Annotated in this window: 17 protein-coding genes and 1 pseudogene; 11 read left to right on the top strand and 7 right to left on the bottom strand. The window is 72.1% G+C overall.

Annotated features, from left to right (window positions below):
- Positions 1-18: 18 nt before the first annotated feature.
- Together VTA80_RS13045 and VTA80_RS13040 are read right to left on the bottom strand one after the other, a co-directional pair.
- Positions 19-645: a MarC family protein gene (locus VTA80_RS13045; RefSeq protein ID WP_407341526.1), complete on the bottom strand. Its 627-nt coding sequence runs from the start codon at positions 643-645 to the stop codon at positions 19-21.
- On the bottom strand, positions 642-1,484 hold the full coding sequence (locus tag VTA80_RS13040; RefSeq protein WP_407341525.1) for a PHP domain-containing protein: 843 nt from the start codon (positions 1,482-1,484) through the stop codon (positions 642-644). The genes VTA80_RS13045 and VTA80_RS13040 overlap by 4 nt, the downstream gene beginning before the upstream one ends.
- An 85-nt stretch (positions 1,485-1,569) precedes the next feature.
- Here VTA80_RS13040 and VTA80_RS13035 point away from each other — a divergent pair, with 85 nt between their 5' ends.
- Positions 1,570-3,102, top strand: a complete 1,533-nt coding sequence (locus VTA80_RS13035) for an aminopeptidase P family protein (RefSeq protein ID WP_407341524.1) — start codon at positions 1,570-1,572, stop codon at positions 3,100-3,102.
- Positions 3,103-3,134: 32 nt separating this feature from the next.
- Here the strand turns inward: VTA80_RS13035 and VTA80_RS13030 are convergent, their stop codons facing one another.
- Positions 3,135-3,806 (bottom strand): general stress protein, encoded by a 672-nt coding sequence (locus tag VTA80_RS13030; protein WP_407341523.1) that lies wholly within the window; start codon positions 3,804-3,806, stop codon positions 3,135-3,137.
- Between the two features lie 78 nt (positions 3,807-3,884).
- Between VTA80_RS13030 and VTA80_RS13025 the strand changes: the two genes are divergently transcribed.
- The 9 genes from VTA80_RS13025 (at position 3,885) to VTA80_RS12985 (ending at position 13,659) form a co-directional block, all read left to right on the top strand.
- On the top strand, positions 3,885-5,207 hold the full coding sequence (locus VTA80_RS13025) for a magnesium transporter MgtE N-terminal domain-containing protein (protein WP_407341522.1): 1,323 nt from the start codon (positions 3,885-3,887) through the stop codon (positions 5,205-5,207).
- Positions 5,200-5,781: a DUF1003 domain-containing protein gene (locus tag VTA80_RS13020; protein ID WP_407341521.1), complete on the top strand. Its 582-nt coding sequence runs from the start codon at positions 5,200-5,202 to the stop codon at positions 5,779-5,781. Before VTA80_RS13025 ends, VTA80_RS13020 begins: the two co-directional genes overlap by 8 nt.
- Before the next feature lie 75 nt (positions 5,782-5,856).
- Positions 5,857-7,017, top strand: coding sequence for a P-loop NTPase (locus VTA80_RS13015; protein ID WP_407341520.1), 1,161 nt, complete (start codon positions 5,857-5,859; stop codon positions 7,015-7,017).
- Positions 7,018-7,242: 225 nt separating this feature from the next.
- A complete protein-coding gene (locus VTA80_RS13010) occupies positions 7,243-8,103 on the top strand; it encodes a DeoR/GlpR family DNA-binding transcription regulator (RefSeq protein WP_407341519.1) in 861 nt (286 codons plus the stop codon).
- A complete protein-coding gene (galT, locus tag VTA80_RS13005; protein WP_407341518.1) occupies positions 8,100-9,287 on the top strand; it encodes a galactose-1-phosphate uridylyltransferase in 1,188 nt (395 codons plus the stop codon). Before VTA80_RS13010 ends, galT begins: the two co-directional genes overlap by 4 nt.
- On the top strand, positions 9,284-10,549 hold the full coding sequence (gene galK, locus VTA80_RS13000; protein ID WP_407341517.1) for a galactokinase: 1,266 nt from the start codon (positions 9,284-9,286) through the stop codon (positions 10,547-10,549). The genes galT and galK overlap by 4 nt, the downstream gene beginning before the upstream one ends.
- A 106-nt stretch (positions 10,550-10,655) precedes the next feature.
- The gene (locus tag VTA80_RS12995; RefSeq protein ID WP_407341516.1) at positions 10,656-11,690 is read left to right on the top strand and encodes a secretion protein HlyD; all 1,035 of its coding nucleotides are present in this window, start codon (positions 10,656-10,658) and stop codon (positions 11,688-11,690) included.
- The gene (locus tag VTA80_RS12990) at positions 11,690-12,463 is read left to right on the top strand and encodes an ABC transporter ATP-binding protein (RefSeq protein WP_407341515.1); all 774 of its coding nucleotides are present in this window, start codon (positions 11,690-11,692) and stop codon (positions 12,461-12,463) included. The genes VTA80_RS12995 and VTA80_RS12990 overlap by 1 nt, the downstream gene beginning before the upstream one ends.
- Positions 12,460-13,659: an ABC transporter permease gene (locus tag VTA80_RS12985; RefSeq protein ID WP_407341514.1), complete on the top strand. Its 1,200-nt coding sequence runs from the start codon at positions 12,460-12,462 to the stop codon at positions 13,657-13,659. Before VTA80_RS12990 ends, VTA80_RS12985 begins: the two co-directional genes overlap by 4 nt.
- Before the next feature lie 6 nt (positions 13,660-13,665).
- On the opposite strand, the gene VTA80_RS12980 is transcribed toward VTA80_RS12985, so the two are convergent.
- Entirely contained in the window at positions 13,666-14,460 is a 795-nt protein-coding gene (locus tag VTA80_RS12980) for an exodeoxyribonuclease III (protein WP_407341513.1), read from the bottom strand.
- A gap of 91 nt (positions 14,461-14,551) precedes the next feature.
- A complete protein-coding gene (locus VTA80_RS12975) occupies positions 14,552-19,537 on the bottom strand; it encodes an ExeM/NucH family extracellular endonuclease (protein ID WP_407341512.1) in 4,986 nt (1,661 codons plus the stop codon).
- Between the two features lie 604 nt (positions 19,538-20,141).
- On the opposite strand from VTA80_RS12975, the gene VTA80_RS12970 reads away from it, so the two are divergent.
- Positions 20,142-21,683, top strand: coding sequence for a DUF222 domain-containing protein (locus VTA80_RS12970; RefSeq protein WP_407341511.1), 1,542 nt, complete (start codon positions 20,142-20,144; stop codon positions 21,681-21,683).
- A 138-nt stretch (positions 21,684-21,821) separates the two neighbouring features.
- On the opposite strand, the gene VTA80_RS12965 is transcribed toward VTA80_RS12970, so the two are convergent.
- Complete coding sequence (locus VTA80_RS12965) at positions 21,822-22,730, bottom strand: bifunctional methylenetetrahydrofolate dehydrogenase/methenyltetrahydrofolate cyclohydrolase (RefSeq protein ID WP_407341510.1); 909 nt, start codon at positions 22,728-22,730, stop codon at positions 21,822-21,824.
- Positions 22,727-24,012, bottom strand: a pseudogene (gene glyA / locus VTA80_RS12960) (serine hydroxymethyltransferase). The gene VTA80_RS12965 and the pseudogene glyA overlap by 4 nt, the downstream one beginning before the upstream one ends.
- Positions 24,013-24,039: the final 27 nt, after the last annotated feature.

Here is a 24,039-nt window from a genome sequence, read left to right as displayed (position 1 = left end):
CTTTCGGGGCCCCAGCGCTTATGCGGTGGTCTCGATGAAGGCGCGCACCGCGTCCGCCACGAGCTGCACCGCGATCGCCGCGAGCAGCAGCCCGGCGATCCGGGTGAACAGGATGGTCCCGCTGTCGCGCAGCACCCGGCGGATCACGTTGGAGAACCGCATCGCGATCCAGAGCGAGATGTGCACCGCGACCACCGCGAGCGCGATCGAGACCCAGTCCGAGGTCGACTCGTCGGACGCCTGGACGGCGACCATGATCGCCACGATCGCACCCGGGCCGGCGAGCAGCGGCGTGCCCAGCGGGACCATCGCGACGTTCACGCCGGCGTTGCCCGAGGGCTGCGGCTCCTCGGACTTGCCGGTGAGCAGCTCCATCGCGATGAGCAGCAGCAGCAGCCCGCCCGAGGCCTGCAGCGCCGCCATCGAGATGTGCATGTAGTTGAGCAGCTGCTGGCCGAAGATCGCGAACGAGCAGATCACGCCGAACGCGACGAGGATCGCCTGCCGCGCGGCCCGGTTGCGCTGCTTGGCGGTCATCGCGCCGGTCAGGCCGAGGAAGATCGGCACGATCCCGGGCGGGTCCATGATGACGAACAGGGTGATGAATACCTCGGTGAACAGCCGTGCGTCGAAGATCTCGCTCACGGCCGCACCACCGCCGTGCGGCCCTGGCCCTCGATCGCCTCAAGCACGCCGGGGTCTGTCACGTTCTCACCCATCCGATTCGGTTTTCCTTGTCCGTGGTAGTCGCTCGATCCGGTGATCAGCAGGCCGAGGCGGACGGCGATCGCCGTCAGCCGGGCCACCTGAGCCGGTGAATGGTCCCGGTGGTGCACCTCGAGGCCCGCGAGCCCGGCGTCGGCCATGGCCTCGATGGTCGCGTCCGACACGACCCGGCCGCGCTCGAGCGCCCCGGGGTGCGCGAACACCGGCACCCCGCCGGCCGCCCGCACGGCGGTGATCGCGTCGAGCACCTCGGGTGCGTAGTGCGGCACGTAGTACGCCGACCGCGCCGAGAGCAGCGAGGCGAACGCCGCGCTGCGGTCGGGCACGACGCCGCGCGCGACGAGTGCATCGGCGATGTGCGGGCGGCCGACCGTCGTGTCGGCCACGGTCTGCGCGACGACGTCGTCCCAGCTGAGGTCGAAGTCCGCGGCGAGCAGGTCGACCATCGTGCGGGCACGGCTCAGGCGCGCGATCCGGGTGCGCTCCAGCTCGGCCACGAGCGCGGGGTGGGTCGGGTCCTGGAGGTAGCTGAGCAGGTGCACGCTGATGCCGCGCGCCCGCGTCGAGACCTCGGTGCCGAGCACGACGGCGACTCCCGTGTCCGACGCCGCCCGGGTCGCCTGCGCCCACCCGACCGTCGTGTCGTGGTCCGTGAGAGCCACGACGTCCAACCCGACCAGGGCCGCCGCGGCGATCACTCCGGCGGGGGTGTCGGTGCCGTCAGAGGCACTCGAGTGGGTATGGAGGTCGATCAGCACGTGCCCAAGGGTAGATGCTGGGCGACGCGGCCCAGCCCGGCGCCGACCCGTACGGGCCATCCCGCGCCGGTGGCAGGATGATTCGATGAGCGAACCCCAGAACGCACCCGCGACCGACGGTGATGTCCAGCCGATCGAGAGCCGCGGGGACAACCGCTCCCAGCGCCCCCGTTCGGACGCCTTCAAGCGCTTCATCACCACCGGCTGGGGACCGCACGTCGACCTCGCGCTGACCGCGGGCCCGGCGGCGGCCTTCACCGCGGACCGGCGCGCCCGCATCTCCGCGCTCTTCCCCGGGGAGCGCCTCGTGGTGCCCGCCGGCGGGTACAAGGTCCGCAGCAACGACTGCGACTACCCGTTCCGGCCGCACTCCTCGTTCGCCCACCTCACCGGTCTGGGCGGCGAGCAGGAGCCCGACGCCGTCCTGGTGCTGCACCCGGTCGCCGACGGCGCCGGCGACGACGGCAGCGGCCACCACGCCGTGCTGTACTTCCGCCCGCTCGCTGGCCGCGAGACCGAGGAGTTCTACTCCGACTCGCGGTACGGCGAGTTCTGGGTCGGCGCGCGTCCCACGCTCACCGACATCGCCTCCCTGACCGGGGTGGCCACCGCGCACCTGGACGACCTGCGCGACGCGCTGGGCAAGGACGTCGGCACCGGCGGCGTGCACCTGCTCGTGGTGCCCGGCGTGGACGACGCGGTCGAGTCCGTCGTGGAGGAGATCCGGGCCGTCGAGGACGCCGGCGAGCGCGATGAGCTCCTCGCCGAGGCGCTCTCCGAGCTGCGCCTGATCAAGGACGCGTACGAGATCGACCAGATGCGCCTCGCGGTGGACGAGACGATCGACGGGTTCGCCAAGATCGTGCGCGACCTGCCGATCGCCGTCGAGCACGAGCGCGGTGAGCGCGTCATCGAGGGCACGTTCGGCGCGCACGCGCGGCTGCGCGGCAACGCCGTCGGCTACGACACGATCGCGGCCGCGGGCGAGCACGCCACGACCCTGCACTGGACCCAGAACGACGGCGCCGTGCGCCCGGGCGAGCTCGTGCTGGTGGATGCCGGCCTCGAGGTCGACTCGCTGTACACCGCCGACGTCACGCGCACCCTGCCGATCGACGGGACGTTCACGGACGTCCAGCGGCGCATCTACACCGCGGTGCTCGACGCGGCCGACGCCGCGTTCGCCGTCGCCGTGCCCGGGGCGAAGTTCCGCGACGTGCACACCGCCGCGATGCAGGTCATCGCCGCGCGGCTCGGCGAGTGGGGGCTGCTGCCCGGCACCGTCGAGGAGTCGCTCGACCCGGAAGGCCAGTTCCACCGCCGGTGGATGGTGCACGGCACGAGCCACCACCTCGGCCTCGACGTGCACGACTGCGCGCAGGCGCGGGCCTCGATGTACCTCGACGGGGTCCTCACCCCGGGCATGGTGTTCACGATCGAGCCCGGCCTGTACTTCAAGAGCGACGACCTCACCGTGCCCGCCGAGTACCGCGGGATTGGGGTCCGGATCGAGGACGACGTGCTCGTGACCGTGGACGGCAACGAGAACCTCTCGGCAGCGCTCCCGCGCCGCCCGGAGGCCGTCGAGGCCTGGATGGCCACCCTCCTGACCGACTAGCCCGGCACCCGACCCCTTGTACTACCGGGGGGTCAGGACAGCGGCGGGGCCGGGGGCTGCGTCGGCGGCTCGGTGGGGTTCGGCGCCACCGGCGGGGTCGTCGGCGCGCCCGACGGCGGGGTCTGCTCCGTCGGCGGGCGCACCGGGTACGCGCTCGGGTCCGACGGCGACGTCGCGGCCGGGCCGCGCGTCGGCGTGGCGCCCGGCCAGCCGGAGACCACCCCGCCGAGCTCCTGCAGCAGCGCACGCGCCTTGTGCGCCTGCTCGGCGGCGCACAGCACCGAGTACGACCCGGCGACGATCTGGCTCTGCGAGGTGAAGTCGCGCTTGCCGGCCGTGAACGAGTACGTGATCACCGAGAACAGCATGCCGAACGCGGCGCCGATGAGGATGGCGGCCAGGAGCGGGAAGGTCTGCGTCGTCGACGTCGAGAACATCAGCAGCAGCAGCCCCACGAACAACCCGAACCACGCGCCCGAGGCCGCCCCGGCCATCGCGACCCGGGGGTAGGACAGCCGGCCGGTCACCCGCTCGACCATGCGCAGGTCCGTGCCGACGATCGTGACGAGCTTCACCGGGAACTGCTTGTCGGCGAGGTGATCGACGGCGCGCTGCGCCTCGAGATAGGCGACGTACGTGGCGACCTGCTCACCCTTCGGGAGCGTCGGGACACCGGGAACACGGGACCTGCCTGTGAACGACATGCCCCGATCCTCTCCCACACCGGGTCCCGATCGCCAGGCGTCCCCATCGAATGGCGCAAGCGGCATTAGGCTGACCGCGTGAGCAGCGCAGGGACCCGTGTCTTCGTCGCGCGCCTAGCCGGGACCACTGTCTTCGACCCGCTCGGGGACCAGGTCGGGCGGGTGCGTGACGTCGTGCTGCTCCTGCGCCCCAAGGGCCCGCCGCGCGCGGTCGGACTCGTCGTGGAGATCCCTGGCCGACGGCGGATCTTCCTTCCCCTCACGCGCGTGACCAGCATCGACGCCGGCCAGGTCATCACGACCGGGCTGCTCAACATGCGCCGGTTCCAGCAGCGCTCGCTCGAGACGCTGGCCGTCAGCGAGCTCCTGGACCGCACGGTGGAGTTCGTCGACGGCACCGGCAGCGCGTCGATCGAGGACCTGGCGATGGAGCAGCAGCGCACGGGCGACTGGCTCGTCACGCAGCTGTTCGTGCGCCGGCACGGCGCCGGCAAGGGCGGGCTGCTGCGCCGCCGCGGCGGGACCCTCGTCGTCGACGTCGGCGAGGTCAAGGGCCTCGGGCACGGCGTCGGCACGCAGGGCGCCGCGCTCCTGCTCGCCGCCTACCTCGACCTCAAGCCCGCGGACCTCGCCGACGCCCTGCGTGACCTGGGCACGGTGCGCCGCCTCGAGGTGGCCACCGCGCTCGACGACGAACGGCTCGCCGACGTCCTCGAGGAGCTCCCCGAGGACGAGCAGGTCGAGATCCTCTCGAACCTCGAGCGGGGCCGCGCGGCCGACGTGCTCGAGGCCATGCAGCCCGACGACGCGGCCGACCTGCTCGGCGAGCTGCCGATGGCGCAGGCCGCCGAGCTGCTCGCCCTGATGGAGCCCGAGGACGCCCGCGACGTGCGCCGCCTGCTCGCGTACGAGGAGAACACCGCCGGCGGGCTGATGACCACCGAGCCCGTGGTGCTGCCGCCCGAGACCTCCGTCGCGGCGGCGCTCGCGCACGTGCGCCGGCAAGACCTGACCCCGGCGCTCGCCTCGATGGTGTTCGTGACCCGTCCCCCGGCGGAGACCCCGACCGGGCGCTTCCTCGGCGTCGTGCACCTGCAGCGCATGCTCCGCGAGCCGCCGCACGAGGCGATCGGCGGGCTCGTCGAGTCCGACATCGACGTCGTGACCGCCGACGCGCCGCTGCTGCAGGTCAGCCGTCTGCTCGCGACGTACAACCTGCTCGCGCTGCCCGTCGTGGACGCCGAGCGACGGCTGCTCGGCGCGGTCAGCATCGACGACGTCCTGGACCACCTGCTCCCGGAGGACTGGCGCGAGGCGGACGACGAGGACGACGCCGCCGTCGGGCAGGGCACGGTGCCTGTCACTGGAGCGCAGTCGGCCGGTGGAGCGCAGCATGGCTGAGCGCCTCGACACCCCGAAGGAGACCCGACGGTCCCTGATCCCCCGGATCCAGGTGGAGCGGGACACGTTCGGCAAGATCGCCGAGGGGATCGCCCGGTTCATGGGCACGCCGCAGTTCCTCGTGTACATGACCGCGTTCTGCGTCGCGTGGCTGAGCTGGAACTCGTTCGGTCCGGAGAGCCTGCGCTTCGACTCCCGGATCTTCGGCTTCACCCTGCTCACGCTCATGCTCTCGCTGCAGGCGTCCTACTCCGCCCCCCTGATCCTGCTTGCGCAGAACCGCCAGACCGACCGCGACCGGGTCGCCGCCGAGCAGGACCGGCAGAGCGCCGAGCGCAACCTCGCCGACACCGAGTACGTGGCCCGCGAGATGGCGGCGCTGCGCATCGCGATCGGCGACGTCGCGACCCGCGACTTCGTCCGCTCCGAGATCCGCAACCTGCTCGAGGAGCTGGCCGCCGCGGACCGCGGCTCGGACAAGGAGCACCGCGACCGGCGTGGTTCACGGTCGCGCGAGTCCCGCGACAGCAAGGCGTCCGAAGAGCGCCACCCGAAGAAGAGCACCCCGGCCTGACCCTGCCTGACCCTGCCTGACCCCCTGGGGCGCTGCTCCTCGGGCCCGTCAGGCGACGCCATCTACGATGGGCCCATGCCAACAGCCGTCGATCCCACCGCCCTGACCGCCGCCGTGCGTGCGGCACTCACCACGGTCCAGGACCCCGAGATCCGCAAACCGATCACCGAGCTCGGCATGGTCCGGTCGGTCGACGTCGGCCCCGATGGTGCCGGCGGGACGCTCGTGACCGTGGGCCTGGACCTGACCACGCAGGGCTGCCCGCTCAAGGACACCCTCACGCGCGACATCACCGCGGCGGTCACCGTGCTCGACGGCGTCTCGGCCGTGCGCGTCGAGATGGGCGTCATGAACGCCGAGCAGCGCGCCGAGCTGCGCTCGATGCTGCGCGGCGGCGTCGCCGAGCCGGAGATCCCGTTCACCAAGCCCGGGAACCTCACCAAGATCTACGCGATCGCGTCCGGCAAGGGCGGGGTCGGCAAGTCGACCGTCACCGCGAACCTCGCCGCGGCGATGGCCGCGGACGGCCTGCGCGTCGGCGTGCTCGACGCCGACGTGTACGGCTTCTCGCTGCCGCGGATGCTGGGCGTCGAGCTCCCGCCGACCCGCGTGGACGACATGCTGCTGCCGCCCGTGTCGCACGACATCAAGGTCATCTCGATCGGCATGTTCGTGCCGGCCGGGCAGCCGGTCGTGTGGCGCGGGCCGATGCTGCACCGCGCGCTGCAGCAGTTCCTCACCGACGTGTTCTGGGGCGACCTGGACGTGCTCCTGCTCGACCTGCCGCCCGGCACGGGTGACATCGCGATCTCCGTCGGCCAGCTGCTGCCCACCGCCGAGCTCGTCATCGTCACCACGCCGCAGGTCGCGGCGGCCGAGGTGGCCGAGCGCGCCGGGTCGGTCGCGCTGCAGACCCGCCAGCACGTGGTCGGCGTCATCGAGAACATGTCGTGGCTCGAGCAGCCGGACGGCACGCGGCTCGAGCTGTTCGGTGCGGGCGGCGGCGCGACCGTCGCGGCGAACCTCACCAAGATCACCGGCGGCGACGTGCCCCTGCTCGCCCAGGTGCCGCTGGACGTCAACCTGCGCGAGGCCGGCGACGCCGGCACCCCCGTCGTGCTGACCGCGCCGGACTCCCCCGCCGCGATCGCGTTGCGCGGCGTCGCCCGCACACTGGCGGCCCGCACGCGCGGCCTGGCCGGCCGCCCCCTGGGTCTGTCTCCGGTCACCCGCTGACCCAGAACATCCGGTGAGTTCGCTGGTTCGGGCGTTCGACAACCGGTGAGTTCGCTGGTTAGGGGGTTCGACAACCGGTGAGTTCGCTGGTTCGGGCTGAGTTCGCCGGTCTGGAGCAGCGAACTCGCGCCGAACCGGCGAACTCACCCCGCACGCGAGCGAGAAACGGCTGCGCAGGTCAGCAGGCGTGTTGGTTTTTGTTGAGTTTTGGTGGATACTGTTTGCATGCTCGCGCTGCAGCGTCAAGAAGCGATCCTGGCCGGGGTGCGCGCGCACGGCGCCGTCCGGGTCACGGATCTGGTCGCGTCGCTCGAGGTGTCCGACATGACGGTCCGGCGCGACATCGCGGAGCTCGAGCGCCAGGGACTCGTGCACCGCGTGCACGGTGGGGCCGTGGACGCGCACCACACCGCGCACGAGCCCGATTTCGCGGTCAAACGCTCGCTCGCCGCCGACGAGAAGGCCGCGATCGCTCGCGCCGCCCTCGCCTGGATCACCCCCGGCTCCTCGATCGCCCTGTCCGCCGGCAGCACCGCGCACCTGCTCGCCGAGCTCATCGCCGCCGACCCGACCCTGCGTCCGCTCACCGTCGTGACCAACTCCCTGCCGGTGGCCGACACGCTGCATGCCGCCTCGCGGCGGGACGGCGACCTCGGTCTCGACGTCGTGCTCACCGGCGGCGTGCGCACGCCGTCGGACGCACTGGTCGGCCCCGTCGCGGACGCCTCCCTGGGCCAGCTCCGGGTCGACCGCGCGTTCCTCGGCGTGCACGGCCTGGGCCCGGACGGCCTGACCACGCCCAACCTGCTCGAGGCGCAGACCGACCGCGCCCTCATCGCCTGCGCGCGCGACGTCGTCGTGCTCGCCGACCACAGCAAGTGGGGCGTCGTCGGCCTCGCGCGGATCGTCGCGCTCGAGGCCGTGGACGTCCTGATCACCGACGGTGGCCTGCCCGACGCCGCCCGCCGGACCGCGCAGGCCGCCGTCGGACAGCTGTTGATCGCCCCCCACCACCACACCGCATCCACCCGCACCACCACCCCCACCACCCGCACCGCACCCACGCCCGAACGAGGAGCACCGTGAGCACCGCAGCCGTCCGACGCACGTCGACCACCCTGGCCGACGGCCGCGAGCTGATCTACTTCGACGACTCGGAGCCCTACGTCTCCGGTGCCGCCACCCGCCGGCTCGACGACCCGCGCCCGCTACCGGACCGGTTCGCGCCGATCGTCGGCGACGACGGCGTCGCGCTGCCGATCGAGAGCCCGGAGCTGCGCCGCGACGCGCTCACCGGCGACTGGATCCCGATGGCCGCCAGCCGCATGAACCGCACGTTCCTGCCGCCCGCGGACTCCAACCCGCTCGCGCCGGCCAAGCCCGGGGCGGCGTACTCCGACGGCGAGATCCCGGCCGAGGACTACGACGTCGTCGTGTTCGAGAACCGCTTCCCGTCCCTGCTCACCGTCCCCGGCTCCGTCGACGAGGTCGCGCTCGGCGACGGCGAGCCCCTGTTCCCGGTGCGCCCGGCGAACGGGCGCTGCGAGGTCATCTGCTTCAGCGCCGACTCGACCGCGTCGCTCGCCTCGGTCACCCCGCAGCGCATGCGCACGATCATCGAGGCCTGGGCCGACCGCACCGCCGAGCTCGGTGCGCGCCCGGGCATCGAGCAGGTGTTCTGCTTCGAGAACCGCGGCAAGGAGATCGGCGTCACGCTGCACCACCCGCACGGCCAGATCTACGCGTTCCCGTACCTCACGCCGCGCACGCTGGCGATGCTGACCCAGGCGCGCGACCACCACGCGCGCACCGGCCGCCTGCTCGGCCGCGACATCCTGGACGCCGAGCTGCGCTCCGGCAAGCGGATCGTGCTCGAGACCGAGCACTGGGTCGCCTATGTGCCGTTCGCCGCGCGCTGGCCCGTCGAGGTGCACCTCGCCCCGCGCCGCGACGTGCCCGACCTGCCGGCCCTGACCGACGCCGAGCGCACCGACCTCGCCACCGCCTACCTCGAGCTGCTGCGCCTGCTGGACCTGTTCTTCGTCGGGCCCGACGGTGAGGCGATCCCGCTGCCGTACATCGCCGGCTGGCACCAGGCCCCCGTCCGCGAGGGCCGCGAGCTGTCTCGCCTGCACCTCGAGGTCTTCTCGGTGCTGCGCGCGCCGAACAAGCTCAAGTACCTCGCCGGCGTCGAGTCCGGCATGGCCGCGTGGATCAGCGACACCACGCCCGAGCGGATCGCCACCCGCCTGCAGGAGGTCGCCAAGTGACTGCGCCCGAGGCAACCGCACCGCAGGCCGCCGCACCGCAGTGGATCACAGCCTGGGCACCGGCCGACGGCGCCGACCGCGCCACCGCGGCCTTCCGCGCGCGCTTCGGCGCCGAGCCCGACGGCGTCTGGTCGGCCCCCGGGCGCGTCAACCTCATCGGTGAGCACACCGACTACAACGGCGGCCTGTGCCTGCCGATCAACCTGCCGCACCGCACGTACGTCGCGCTGCGCAGCACCGGCTCGACGCTCAGCGGCGCGGTCGTCAACCTCGCCTCGGCGCAGGAGGCCGCGGCCGGGCTGTGGACGGCCGCGCTCGTCGAGGTCGCCCCGGGCAACGTGTCCGGCTGGCCGGCCTACGCCGCCGGGGTCGCGTGGGCGCTGGCGCGCGACGGCCACGCGGTCGGCGGCTTCGACGCCGTCGTGGACTCGTGCGTGCCGTACGGCGCCGGGCTGTCGTCGTCGGCCGCGCTGGAGTGCGCGGTCGCCGTCGCGCTCGACGACGCCTTCGCCCTCGGCCTCGGGGCCGACGACGACGGCCGCGCGCGCCTGGCCGCGGCCTGCATCCGCGCCGAGAACGAGGTCGCCGGCGCGCCCACGGGCGGCATGGACCAGTCCTCGTCCCTGCGCGCCACGGCGGGGCACGCGCTGCTGCTCGACTGCCTCGACGGGTCGGTGCGGCACGTGCCGTTCGACCTCGAGGACGAGGGGCTCGCGCTGCTCGTCGTCGACACGCGCGCCGAGCACCAGCTCTCCGACGGCCAGTACGCCGCGCGCCGCGCCGCGTGCGACGCCGCCGCGGCCCAGCTCGGGATCACCACGCTGCGCGAGATCGACCCGGTCGGCCTCGCGGACGCGCTGGGTCGACTGACGGACGGCGTCGTGCCGGCCGAGGTCGCCCGGCGCCGGGTGTGCCACGTCGTGACCGAGATCGCGCGGGTGACCGAGCTCGTCGCCCTGCTCGACGCAGGTCGCGCGCGCGACATCGGGCCCGTGCTCGACGCCTCGCACGCCTCGCTGCGCGACGACTACGAGGTGAGCTGCGACGAGCTGGACCTCGTCGTCGAGGCGGCCCGGACCGCCGGCGCGCTCGGGGCGCGCATGACCGGCGGGGGCTTCGGCGGGTCGGCCATCGCGCTCGTCGAGGCGGATCGGGCCGAGGCGGTCGCCGAGGCCGTCGCGCGCGCGTTCGCCGAGCGCGGGTTCACCGCGCCCGCGTTCCTCGTCGCGCGCGCCGCGGGAGCCGCATCCCGGACGCGGTGAGCCCCGCACGCGACAGCCCGAACTCGTAGTACCTTGCCGAGCACGGCAGCGGAGCGCCGTTCCGCGTGCCTCCGTGCTACGTGGGCGAGGGAGTCGCACGGTGGGCGTGACACGCAGGATCATCTTCCCTGCCCTGAGGATCCTCCTCTGGGCGATCATCGCCGTCGCACTCGTGAAGATCGCGTTCGCGGGCACCGCGCTCACGGGTGCGGACGGGTCGGCCCAGCCGTCCGCGGAGATCGTCGAGCCGGCCGTCCCGGTGACGACGGGCTCGATCACCAACACCGTGACCGTGCAGGGCTCGGTGGTCGCGGACGCCGCCGTCGGGGCCCGCGCCACGATGGCCGGCACCGTGACCTCGCTCGTGGCCACCAACGGGCAGCACGTCGACGTCGGCACGCCGATCCTGGTGGTCTCGCTCGAGACCCCGGTCGCGCCGACGGTCACGACCAACGCCGACACCGGTGAGCAGACCACCCGCGAGAACAAGCCGAAGGTCACCCGGGCGACGGTCACGGCGCCCGCGGCGGGCACCCTGACGCTGACGGCGCTGAAGGACCAGCTCGTCTCGGTCGGCGACGCCGTCGGCTCGGTGGCCCCGGGCACGCTGTCCGTGACCGGCACACTCACCCCCGACCAGCAGTACCGCCTGCTCGCCGCACCGACCGAGGCCGAGGTCACCCTCAAGGGCGGCCCCGCACCCTTCACCTGCACCGGCCTGCGGGTGGGCGCCGCGCCGCAGGGAGAGACCACGACCCCGGGCGCCGTGGACCCGTCCACCGGGGCACCCGTCGCGACCGCGTCCGGCGTGGTCACGTGCGCCGTGCCGGCCGGGGTCACCGCGTTCGCGGGGCTGGGCGCCGACCTCGCGATCACCAACGGGGTCGCCGATGGCGCGCTCGTCGTCCCGGTGACCTCCGTGCAGGGCTCGGTCCAGACCGGCAACGTCTGGGTCGTGGCGGCGGACGGCACGCAGGAGAAGCGCTCGGTCGGGCTCGGCCTGACGGACGGCGAGATCGTGCAGATCACCTCGGGCCTCGTCGAGGGCGACCAGGTGCTGCAGTTCATCCCGATCGGCGACGTCGTCAACCCCGACCAGAGCAACCAGGGCGGAGTCATGATGTCGGGGTTCGGCGGCTGATGGCGCTCCTCGAGCTGACCGACGTCACGCGCTCGGTCCGGCTGCCCGACGACCGGATCCTGTCGATCCTCAAGGGCGTGACCCTCTCCGTGGACGCGGGCGAGCACGTCGCCGTCATCGGGCGCTCCGGGACCGGCAAGTCCACGCTGCTGAACATCCTCGGCCTGCTCGACTCCCCGACGTCGGGCGAGTACGTGCTCGACGGCACGCCCATCGGGCGCCTGTCCGGGCGGACCCGCGCGCGCCGCCGCGGGGACGACTTCGGCTTCGTCTTCCAGCAGTTCAACCTGCTCACCGGGCGCACCGCGCTCGAGAACGTCGCCGCGCCGCTCATGTACGCGCGCGGCCGGTCGTTCTGGCGGCGATTCACGTTGGCCGCCGAGATGCTCGACCGGGTCGGGCTGGGCGACCGGCTCGAGACGATGCCCGACAAGCTCTCGGGCGGTGAGCAGCAGCGCGTGGCGATCGCGCGGGCCCTGGTCCGCCGGCCCCGGGTCATCCTCGCGGACGAGCCGACGGGCGCGCTCGACGTCGAGACCGGCGGCGAGGTGATGACGCTGCTCGACGAGATCGCGTCGGAGTCCGGCGCCGCCCTGATCGCCATCACGCACGACCTCGCGGTGGCCGCGCGGGCCCAGCGCCACTACCGGCTCGCCGACGGCGTGCTCCTGCCGATCGTGCTCAACGCGCCGGGCCAGGTCACCGAGTGGCTCGGTGACCTGCCGGTCTCCACGCCCGCGGCGCCACGCCACGCCGAGCAGGCCGACGCATGACCGGCCTCGTGGGCGCCGTCGTCGAGGCCTGGGACGAGCTGCGGATCCACCGCCTGCGCGTGCTGCTCGCGCTCATCGGGGTCGCGGTCGCCGTCTGCGCGATCACCGGCATCACGGCCGCCGCGCAGATGATGAACCAGGTCGTCAAGGAGCAGACCGAACGCAGCTCCGGCCGCGAGACCACCCTGATGGTCTCGGCCTACCCGATGGGCTCGGTCGCCCCCTCCGGCGCGCAGTACGACGCCGAGTTCGCCAAGGTCGTCGACCGGTACGGGATCGAGTACGCGAGCCGCGAGCTCGGCACCCAGCTGACCTTCCGCTTCCCGACCGGGGCAATGGGTGTCCAGGCCCAGGCGGTCGACGTCGACTACGGCGTCATGCGCCGCGTGCAGCCGATCCAGGGCACCTGGTTCACCGCGGCCGACGCCGACCGATTCGCCCCGGCCCTGGTGGTCAACGAGGCGTTCCTCGCCCAGCTCGGCGTGAGCGACCTGCGCGGGCATCCCACGATCATGCTCGGCGGCACGACGCCGGTGCTCACGACGATCATCGGGGTGGTCGCCAACCAGTGGGAGGGCGAGACCCCCTCGACCTTCCTGCTCTACGACCAGTTCAGCCGCTGGGCCAGCCCCGACCCGATGTACGGGCCGGCCGTGCCGAGCCTGAGCCTGTGGGTCCCGCCCGAGATGGCCAAGGAGCTCACCTCGCTCGTGCAGCGCGACCTGCGGGCGGCCCTGCCCGGGACCCAGGCCGACATCTACCAGCAGGGCGGCGGGTTCAACGCGCTCGAGGGCGGGGCGCGCTGGGTCATCACGGGCATCGGCGGCGTCGCGCTCCTGCTCGGCGGTCTCGGCCTGGTCAACATCGCGCTCGTGACCGTGCGCTACCGCATCCGTGAGATCGGGATCCGGCGCAGCTTCGGGGCGACGTCGGGCCGGGTGTTCTTCGGCGTGCTGATGGAGTCGGTCGTCGCGACCGTGCTCGCCGGCGTGGTCGGTGTGATGGGCGCCATCGTCATCATCAAGAACATCCCGATCGAGCAGATCTTCGGCGTCGCCCTCCAGGACACCCCGCCGTTCCCGCTGTCCGCGGCCCTGGTCGGGATGGCGTGCGCGACGGCGGTCGGGGCGCTCGCCGGGCTGATCCCCGCGATCGTCGCGGTCCGCGTCAAGGTGATCGACGCGATCCGGTACTGAGGTGGGCTACAGGTCGTACGTCACGACGACGGGCGCGTGGTCGCTCCAGCGCTGGTCGTAGGCGTCCGCCCGCTCGACCTCCGCCGTCCGCGCCAGGTCCGCGAGCGCGGGGGTCGCGAGCTGGTAGTCGATGCGCCAGCCGGCGTCGTTGTCGAAGGCCTTGCCGCGCCAGGACCACCACGTGTACGGGCCGGGGCCCTCGCCGCCGAGCTCACGCCCGAGGTCGCGCCAGCCGAGCTCGCCGAGCCACCGGTCGAGGTAGGCGCGCTCCTCGGGCAGGAACCCCGCCGCCTTGAGATTGCCCTTCCAGTTCTTGATGTCGACGTTGTGGTGCGCGATGTTCAGGTCTCCCCCGACGACCGTGTACCCGCCGGCGGCGGACAGCTCCGCCAGACGCGCGGTGGCCAGGTCGAGGAACGCGTACTTGTCGTCCATCGACGGGGTACCGGCGGTGCCCGAGTGCAGGTACGTCGACACGACGGTGAGCAGGCCGCCGTCGGGCAGGTCGAGATCCGCCTCGACCCAGCGCCCGGTATTGGTGGCAATTCCCTGCCCGAGGCCGATCCGGACCGCTCTCATCGGCAGCCGCGAGGCAATTCCCACCCCGGCCCGACCCTTGAATTCCGAGGGATGACTCGCAACGTCCCAACCGGTGGGCAGAAAATCCCGAAGAATCTCGTCGGGCGCGCGAACTTCCTGCAGCAGCACCACGTCGGGCTTGCGATTGTCGAGCCACCCGCCCATCCCCCGCTTGAATGCAGCGCGAATCCCGTTGACATTGGCGGTAGCGATGGTCAGCACCCGCACATCCTCCCCTACCGGACGCACCAGGCCCGGCACCCGGGTCGCTGCCCCGGGTGCCGGGCCTGGCACTGCTCCTAGCGGTCAGCGCCTAGTGGCGCCCCCACCGCTTCACCGTGAGCTTCTCGGTATCGGACGACGGCGCCGTCGTCGGGTTCCCGAGGTAGCTCACGGTCACCCGGTGCGAACCCACCGCCAGGTCGGACGGCAGGACCACCACGGCGCTGCCCCACCGCAGGTCCTGCGTCGCGATCAACGTGCCGTCGACCGTGACCGTGACCTGACCGGTGGTGGCCCGGTCGGCGGACCGGACCGAGGCGAACACCACGGCCGGCATCCCCTCGCGCACGGTCGTGGGCACGAGGGTCGCGTGCACGTCGGACGTGCGTCCCGTGACCGTCAGCGTCACGCTCGCGGAGGTGCTGGGTGCCGTCTCGGCATCACCGACGAAGGTCGCGGTCACCGCGTACGTCCCGGCGACCAGATCCTTCGGCAGCTTGGCCGTGGCCACGCCCTTGACCAGGGGGACCGTCATGCTCCCGGTGCCCCAGCTGAAGGTGACCGAGCCGGTCGTCGCGCCGGTCACCGTTGCCTTGGCCTGGACCGCCGAGCCGTACCGGACCGAGGTCTTCGACAGGCTGAGCGTCGTGGTGGTGGCCGTGAGCGTCTTGGTCACCGTGATGGGCACCCGCACCGTCGTACCCGACGGGGAGGCGACCAGGACGAGCGTCGCGTTGCCGACGACGTCGTCGGGCACGGTGACGACGACGTTCGCCGCCCCCGCTGCCACGGCCAGGGTGGTGGGCGCCGCGGCGCTCCCCTCCCAGGTCGCCGTGAGCCCGGTGTTCGCCGGGCTGCCGAGCGAGGTGAGGTCCAGCTTGGCCACGCCCAGCGTGACCTGTGCGCCCGTGCCGACCGACGCCGGGATCCCGGTGACCGCCACGGCGTGGCGGGCGAAGTCCGGGCTGGCGGGGGAATTGGCCGTGAGGTAGGCGGTCCACGCGTCCCGGTCGACCAGACCCGAGTCCCTCGTGTTCGTGCCCTGCGTGAAGATCCGGAAGTTGTCGCCGCCCGAGGTCAGGAAGCTGAACGTCCCGATCCGGTAGCTCGCCGCCGCATCGATCGGCGCACCGTTCACGCTGATGCTCGTGATCCGGCTGCCCTCGGCCAACGTCGCGTCGTAGGTGTACGACACGTTGTCTGACAGCCCCAGCTGCAGGTACGGCCGCGACGGGATGTTGCCGGCCGCGTCCCGCTGCCACTGCTGCTCCAGCAGCACCTTGAACTGCGCGCCGGTCAGGCTCGTCGTGTAGAGGTTGTTGAGGAACGGCAGCACCGCGTTCGCCTCGGCGTAGGTGACGACGCCGTCGGGGCTGTAGAGGAGCTCGGCCCGCAGACCACCGGGGTTGACGACGCCGATCTCGGCGCCACCCCGCACGGGGTCGGCGAGCGAGGACCGCAGGGAGTTCGCGACCAGGTTGCCGAGCGTGGACTCCGACGCGCGGTCGTCGCGGATCGGCGGCTTGGTGGGATCCGGGTTCGGGGTGTACGCGGTCGTGATGTCCGCGAGCACCTTGCCGACCTGCACGTTGCCGGTGATGGCCGCGGCCGCGAGCGCCGCGTCCGTGATGGTCTTCACCGCGGCGACCCGCGGATAGGCCGCGACGAGCGTGGCGTCGGCGTCGGTCGTCCGCTTGAGGTTGCCCTCGGTGTGCGCGACGACGTCACCGGTGCCCTGGTCGACGGTGAGGACGACCTGGCCGATGAACTCGCCGTAGCTGCCGGTCTGGAGCACCGGCCGGGTGGCCCCGGTGGTGGTCCCCGGAACCGGTGCGGCCCACGCGTACTGCTTGTGGGTGTGCCCGGTGAAGATGGCGTCGACCGTGGCAGACGTCTGGGTGACGATCTTGGCGAACGCGCCGCCCGCGGCGATCTCCTGCTCGAGCGTCGCGCCGTCGGGGGTGCCGGCTCCGGCACCCTCGTGGTACTCGGCGATCAGCACGTCGGCCTCGCCGTTGGTGGCGTCGCCGTCGCTGAGCTGAGCAGCCACGCGGTTGACGGCGTCGACCGGGTCACCGAAGTCCAACGTCGAGATGCCGGCGGGCGTCACGAGCGTGGGAGTCTCCCGCGTGATCACGCCGATGACGCCGACCGTCACGCCGTCGACCACCGAGAGCGAGTACTCCTTGAGCACCGGGTTCGTGGTGCCCTTCGCGTACACGTTGGCGCCGAGGTAGTCCCATTTCGCGTTCGGCGTCGCGGTGTTGATGACCCGGTCGGTGAGATCGGTCAGGCCCTGGTCGAACTCGTGGTTGCCGACCGCCGAGCTCGCGAGCCCGAGGGCGTTGAGCACGTCGATCGTCGGCTGGTCCTGCGCGGACGACGACGCGTAGAGCGTCGCGCCGATGTTGTCCCCGGCGGACAGGAAGAGCGAGTTGTGCGCGCCGCCTGCGGCCCGCAACTGCTCGACCGTCCCGGCGAACTTCACGGTGTTGGCGTCGATCCGGCCGTGGAAGTCGTTGATGTTGAGCAGGTTCAGCGGGACCGTGGCGTTCGCCTTGATGCCGACGACGACCGGGTCGTGGTCGGACGCGCGGTACGCCGTCGAGTCGTAGAACAGGGTGCCGTGGTTGTTGTAGCGGCTGTACTCCAGGGCGATCGACTCGGGCGAGTTGATGTTCCAGATGTCCGCGCCAGTGGTCCGGGCGAGGAAGCCGTCGTTGAGGAGCACGTGGTCCAGCGAGCCGGACAGCCCCGAGAAGCTGTACGAGTACTTGCCCGCCGCGAACCGGCTGCCGGCGTCGGTGTACCCGGCCGCGTACAGGACCTGCAGCGGGTCCTCCTGGGTGTACGAGTTGAAGTCACCCAGCAGGGCGACGTCGGTGATCGGGTCGGGGTAGGACGCGAGCACGGTGGGGACCCAGTCCCGCAGGGCGGTCGCCTGGGCCACGCGCGAGGCGTTCGAGGCGCCCTGACCGTCACCCGTGTCGGCGTCGCCCGGCAGCGGGCCCGCCGAGCCCTTGGACTTGAGGTGGTTGACGGCGACGAAGAACGGCTCGCCGCCGGTGACCGGCGCGAACGCCTGCCCGATCGGCTCGCGAGCATTGACGAACGGCTGCCCGACGCCGCTGGCGTCACCCAGCGCGCGGGAGTCGCCGACGCGCGCGACCGAGGCGACCTGGTAGATCAGCGCGTTGGTGATGACGTCCTGGCCGGCCGGGTCCGGCAGATCGGTCGACGACGGGACGTAGGCCCACTTCGTGGAGCCGGCCCCGGCGTTGAGAGCGCCGACCAAGGTCGCGAGCGCCTCGTCGGTGCTGGCGACGCCGTCGACGGACGCGGAGTTCTCGATCTCCATCAGGCCGGTGACGTCGGCATCGGTCGCGTTGATCGCGGCGACGATCTTGTCCTGCTGGCGCTGCAGGTTGGCGGCGTCCCAGGCTCCGCGCGGCCCCTTCGGGTTGGTGCAGGAGTTGGTGGTGATGCCGTTGCCCGCGCGGTCCTTGTAGGAGGTGCAGGTGCCGTCGTCGACCCCGAGGGTCGTGAAGTAGTTGAGCACGTTGAACGAGGCGACCGTGAGGTCGGCGCCGGCGAGCGCGGCGGCGTCGGGCGCCGTCGTGCGGGTGTTCTTGAACGTCGTGCGATCGGCGTCGAGGGTGGCGGACGTGACCTGCGCGGTCGGGTTGAACCGCCAGGTGCTGAAGCTGTAGCCGACGACGACCGGCTTGTTGAACTCGGCCAGCGCCCCCACCCGGACCGGTGCGGTCAGGGAGACGTACGGCGGCGTGAGCGCGGTGTTCGCGGCGCTGAGGTAGTTCGTCGAGGCGCCGTCATCGAGCACGACGGCGCGGGCGGCGTTGCTCGCGAGCGCGGCCACGGCCTCGGCCGAGCCGGGTGCGCCGACCTCGGTGGACTGCAGCAACGGCGTGTCGCCGAACGCAAGCCCGACCTCGCCGTACTGGTTGGTCGAGTAGGTGTTGGTGACCGTGTAGCTGCCGGTCGGCGCGAAGAGCATCGACTCGAGCTTCTCGCGGTCGGCGTCCGTCGTCGGCCAGGAGGCGGCGACCGGGACGGCCGGAGCGGCGGCCGCGGGGAGCGGCGTGTACCCGCTGGCGTCGGCGACCGTGAGCTCGGTGAGGCCGTTGAACTCCGTGACGGTCCCGGTGACGCTGAGGTGATCGCCGATCGCGGCGGTCGGCGCGCCGCCGGCGGCCTGGTAGACGAACACGGCGTCGGACCCGGTCCGGCTAGCGACGTCGGTGTCGCCGCCGGTGCCGGGGGTCTGGATGGTGAAGCCCAGCAGGCCGCCCGTGGGGTACGCCGCGGTGACGATCCCCTCGGTGACCACGCGCTGGCCGACGATCGGGCTCGCCGCCCCCGTGCCCTGGATCTCGGCGATGGTCGCCGGAGTGGCCGGACCCGGGTCGACCGGCGGGACGGCGTCGCCCGCCGGGGTCGGGGTACCGGCGGTGAAGTCCGCCGCGTTGTTCGCGGTGTTCACAAAGCCGGTGCGCGAGACCGAGGTGGTGTTGCTCGGGGCCGGGGCGGCAGCGCCCGCGAAGGCCAGGCCTGTGCCGAAGCCGACCAGGTCGACGACGGCGGCGTCGGCGGCGCACGTCGTGGTGACGCACGCCAGCTTGGTCGCGACCGAGGCCAGCGCGACGTTGCCGTTCGTGCCGCTCAGGTTCACGTTGCCGGTGGCCTGCGCGGCGGGCAGCGCGGCCCCCACGGCCCCGCCGGAAGCGCCCTGGACGAGGTAGTAGCTGTGGGCGGCGATCGACCCCGTCAGGGGGATCAGGCCGCTCCAGTTCGTGCCGGCGGCGGAGGCGTACTGCACGGAGTACGTAGCGAGGTCGACCGCCGTCGTGCCCGTGTTGTAGAGCTCGATGAAGTCGTTCGCGAACGGGGCACCCGCGTTGCCCCCGCCGCCGTAGACCTCATTGATGATCACCTCGCTCGTGGGGGACACCGCACCCCACGCCGGACCAACACCCGCGAAGCTCACCGCGACGGCGGTCAGAGCGGCTGCTGTGACGGCCCCCGACCTTCGCGCCAGACGACTCGTCACTGCATGCATTTGTCGATCCTCCGTTCGCAACGCTCGTGGCGTCGCGACTTGTTTTGGCCGGGGGTGCCCCCAAGAAACAACTTGGCCCCCGTCTCACCTGGCCGTCAAGACTTTCGAGCACTCGATTTCTACCCGACACAAGCGCCATCCGTGCAAGCAGCGGATGAATTCTTGACGACGTGCCGGTCAAGAATGATGAGATTCCCGACAAAGCACGCAAATTGCTAGGCAGCACACGCGACCCCCTCGCGGCGGCCAGCGGAGCCCCAGGACGACCGGGACAGGCGAGGTCGATCGCGACGAACGCGTCGGTCCGCCCGGGATCGAGGTCCTCGAAAGCACCCGCATCACAGCACGGCGAGCGGCCTTGTCGCCACGAGCATCAATACCGGCAACCCCCATCCAGCACGATCAATGAACCACCCCCAGGCGGTCCCGGCGAATGCCTTTCCACAGATTTCGGTGTGCTGTTCTTTGTCCACATCCCGTGCCCGACGACGTCGCGGGGAATGTCAGTGTCCCCGGTTAGTGTGGGTTGCATCGGAAATGGTGAGGGTTCACCGGTTCTGAGGCAGCAGGGGTATTCCTGACGAGCAGCGGCGGGGGGTGTGAGATGACCTTTGAAGAGGACGAGCGTGCGTCGGCGCAGCCGCCCACACCCGCCCCGCCGGCCGCCCAGCCGCCCACGCCCACACCTACGCCGTCGCTCGGCCTGGGGCCGTCGTCGCAACCACCCACACCCACGCCGCCGCACTCGTCCGCGCGGCTGGCGTCGTTGTCGTTGGCGGATCGGGTGGCGGTGATCGAGGCTCAGGTCGACGCGCTGGCTGCCCTGGCGCCGCGGGACCTGGACGGGGCGGGCGCGTTGGAGCTGTTCGACACGGTGTTTGAGCTGTCGGACCGGATGCAGGCCATCGCCACCCGCGCGCTGCCCGTGGTGGAGTGCGAGGTGCCGTGGAACGTGAGCGGGGCGCGCACGTTCCCGACGTGGTTGGCGCGCCGGGCGCACCTGACCTATGCGAAGGCCAAGCGGATGACTCGCCTGGCCCACGCCCTTCGGGACGAGCTGCCGTTGACTGCCGCGGCGGTGGTCAGCAGGGGTGAGGGGCGGGTCAGTGTGGAGCAGGCCGAGATCCTGACCACCGCCGCGGCGACCAGCGATGTGCGCCGGGTGGTGTTGGCCGACCCGGACGCCCCGGTGGGGGAACGGTTCCTGCTGGACCAGGCCGCGCAGGTCAGCGCGGACACGTTGCGCATGCTGGCCCGCCGGTGGGCGGCGGCTGCGGACCCGGAGGCGGACGAGCGCGGGTACACCGGCGCGACCGAGCGGGAGTTCTTCGACGTGTCCGCCACCACCGGTGGGTGCCACCTGTCGGGGTTCCTGACCACCGAGCACGGCCAAGGGCTGCTGGTCGCGTTGCAGGCCGTGCAGGCCGTGCAAGGCGTGCCGGCGGCCGGGGATGACCGCACCGCGTCGCAGCGTCGCGCGGGGGCGTTGTCGGACCTGGCCCGGCTCACGTTGGACCAGGGCCTGACCGGCAAAGGCTCCTCCGTACGCCCGCACATCAGCGTGCTGGTGGACTACCCGACCCTGATCGCGATGACCACCCGCGCCGGGGTGACCCACCTGCTCGACCCGTCCCTGCACCCGACCGACTGCGACCGGGTGGACCCGGCGCTGCTTTTCCCGCCACCGGCACCCGGCGGTCTGCACGAGCAGGGGCTGCTCGACCCCGCGGTGCCGCTGGTCCCACAGGTGCTTCGCCCGGCGGTGTTCGAGGACGGGCAGCCGGTGCCGCGCGTCGTGCTGGACAGGCTGTTGTGCGATGCGGAGATCAGCCGGTTCATGTTCAGCCCGGACTCGCAGCTCATCAATATCGGCCGATCCAAACGCACCTTCACCGGCCAATTACGTCGGGCGATCATCGCTCGCGACAAACACTGCCAATACCCCGGTTGCACCGCGCCGCCGCGCATGTGTGAATGCCACCACTCCATTCAATGGTTCCGTGACCACGGTGACACCGATGCGACCACGGGGGTGTTGTTGTGCTGGCACCACCACGACCACACCCACGACCACGGCATCGAGATCACCTGGACACCTCACGGCTGGCAATTCACCGACCGCCGAGGCGTCGTCATCCGCCGCTGAACCCGCAGCGCAGACCTGACGCACCACCGAACCCGGGCACCGCTGGGTGCGACGCCCCCACCGAACCCGTGCCACACCCCACCGCACCCCGCGCTCCGCCTTCCGGCCGGGGATCGTCGAGCGCGGTGGGATCTGTGGTCAGACGGGCGGTGTGAGGGCTCGTTCCGCGGCCTCGACGACGTTGGCGAGCAGCATCGCGCGGGTCATCGGCCCGACGCCGCCCGGGTTGGGCGAGAGCCAGCCGGCCACCTCCGCGACGCCGTCGTCGACGTCGCCCGCGAGGTGCACCTTGCCCGTGTCGGCGTCCACGAGGCGGGTGACGCCGACGTCGAGCACGATCGCTCCCGGCTTCACGAGGTCCGCCGTGATGATCCCGGGCACCCCGGCGGCCGCGACGATCACGTCCGCGTTCCGCGTGTGCTCGGCGAGGTCCAGCGTGCCGGTGTGGGTCAGCGTCACGGTGGCGTTGAACTCGCGCCGGGTGAGCAGCAGGCCGATCGTGCGCCCCACGGTCGTCCCCCGACCGACGACGACGACGTCCAGCCCCGCGAGGGCGATGCCGTGCCGCACGAGGAGCTCGAGGATGCCCCGCGGCGTGCACGGCAGCGGCGAGTCGATCGGCCCGTTGACCCGCAGCACGAGCCGGCCGAGGTTGGTCGGGTGCAGGCCGTCGGCGTCCTTGGCCGGGTCGACGAGCTCGAGCACCCGGTTGGTGTCGATGCCCTTCGGCAGCGGCAGCTGGACGATGAAGCCCGTGCAGGCCGGATCGGCGTTCAGCCGCGCAACCGCGGCCTCGATCTCGTCCTGGCTCGCGGTCGCGGGCAGGTCGACCCGGATCGAGGCGATCCCGACCTCCGCGCAGTCCCGGTGCTTGCCGCGCACGTAGGCCTGGCTGCCGGGGTCCTCGCCGACGAGCACGGTCCCCAGACCGGGCACGACGCCGCGCGCGGCGAGCGCGCCGACCCGCTCGGCGAGCTCGGCCTTGATGGTCTTCGCGGTCGCGGTGCCGTCGAGCACCTGTGCCCGGTTGGAGCCTGAGCCGGTCACTGCTCCAGGCCCGGGTACAGCGGGAAGGCACCGGTGAGCTTGGCGACCCGCGCGTGCAGCGCGTCGATGTCGGCACCCTGGCCCGCCACGAGCGCTGCGGCGATGATGTCGCCGACCTCGGCGAACTCGGCGTCGGCAAACCCGCGGGTGGCGAGCGCGGGCGTGCCGATCCGCAGCCCGGACGTGACTCTCGGGGGCGCGGGTCGAACGGGACCGCGTTGCGGTTGACCGTGATGCCGGCCGAGTGCAGGAGGTCCTCGGCCTGCTGGCCGTCGAGGTCCGAGTGCCGCAGGTCGACGAGCACGAGGTGGACGTCGGTGCCGCCGGTCAGCACCGAGACGCCCGCCGCGGCGACGTCGGGCGCGGACAGCCGGTCGGCGATGATCCGAGCGCCGTCGATCGTGCGCTGCTGGCGGGCCTTGAACTCGGCGCCTGCCGCGATCTTGAACGCCACGGCCTTGGCCGCGATGACGTGCATGAGCGGGCCACCCTGCTGGCCGGGGAACACCGCGGAGTCGATCTTCTTGGCGTACTCGGCCTTGGACAGGATGAAGCCCGAGCGGGGTCCGCCGATGGTCTTGTGCACGGTCGAGGACACGACGTCGGAGTACGGGACGGGGCTCGGGTGCAGGTCCGCCGCGACGAGCCCGGCGAAGTGCGCCATGTCGACCCAGAGCTTGGCGCCGACCTCGTCCGCGATCGAGCGGAAGGCCGCGAAGTCGAGGTGCCGGGGGTAGGCCGACCAGCCGGCGATGATCACGTCGGGACGCGCCTCGAGCGCCTTCGCGCGGACCACGTCCATGTCCACCAGGAACGTGTCGGGGTCGACGCCGTAGGCCGAGACGTTGTACAGCTTGCCGGAGAAGTTGATCTTCATGCCGTGCGTCAGGTGCCCGCCGTGCGCGAGCTCCAGGCCGAGGATCTTGTCGCCCGCGTTGATCAGGGCGTGCAGGACGGCGGCGTTCGCCGTGGCTCCCGAGTGCGGCTGGACGTTGGCGTGCTCGGCACCGAACAGCGACTTGGCGCGGTCGATCGCGAGGGTCTCCGCGACGTCGACGTACTCGCAGCCGCCGTAGTAGCGCTTGCCGGGGTAGCCCTCGGCGTACTTGTTCGTGAGCACCGAGCCCTGGGCCTGCAGCACGGCGCGCGGCACGAAGTTCTCGCTCGCGATCATCTCGAGCGTGTCGCGCTGGCGGGTGAGCTCGTTGTCGAGCACCGCGGCGATCTCGGGGTCCAGCTCGGCCAACGACTGGTTCAGGGCGTTCTCGGTCTCGGAGCTCATGGATGTCCTCGCGCCTGGAGCAGTGTC

The sequence above is a fragment of the Pengzhenrongella phosphoraccumulans genome (assembly GCF_045689905.1).
Lineage (GTDB): Bacteria > Actinomycetota > Actinomycetes > Actinomycetales > Cellulomonadaceae > Pengzhenrongella > Pengzhenrongella phosphoraccumulans.
The sequence above is the reverse complement of the archived record's forward strand: the minus strand, read 5'-3'. Positions and strand labels throughout refer to the sequence as shown.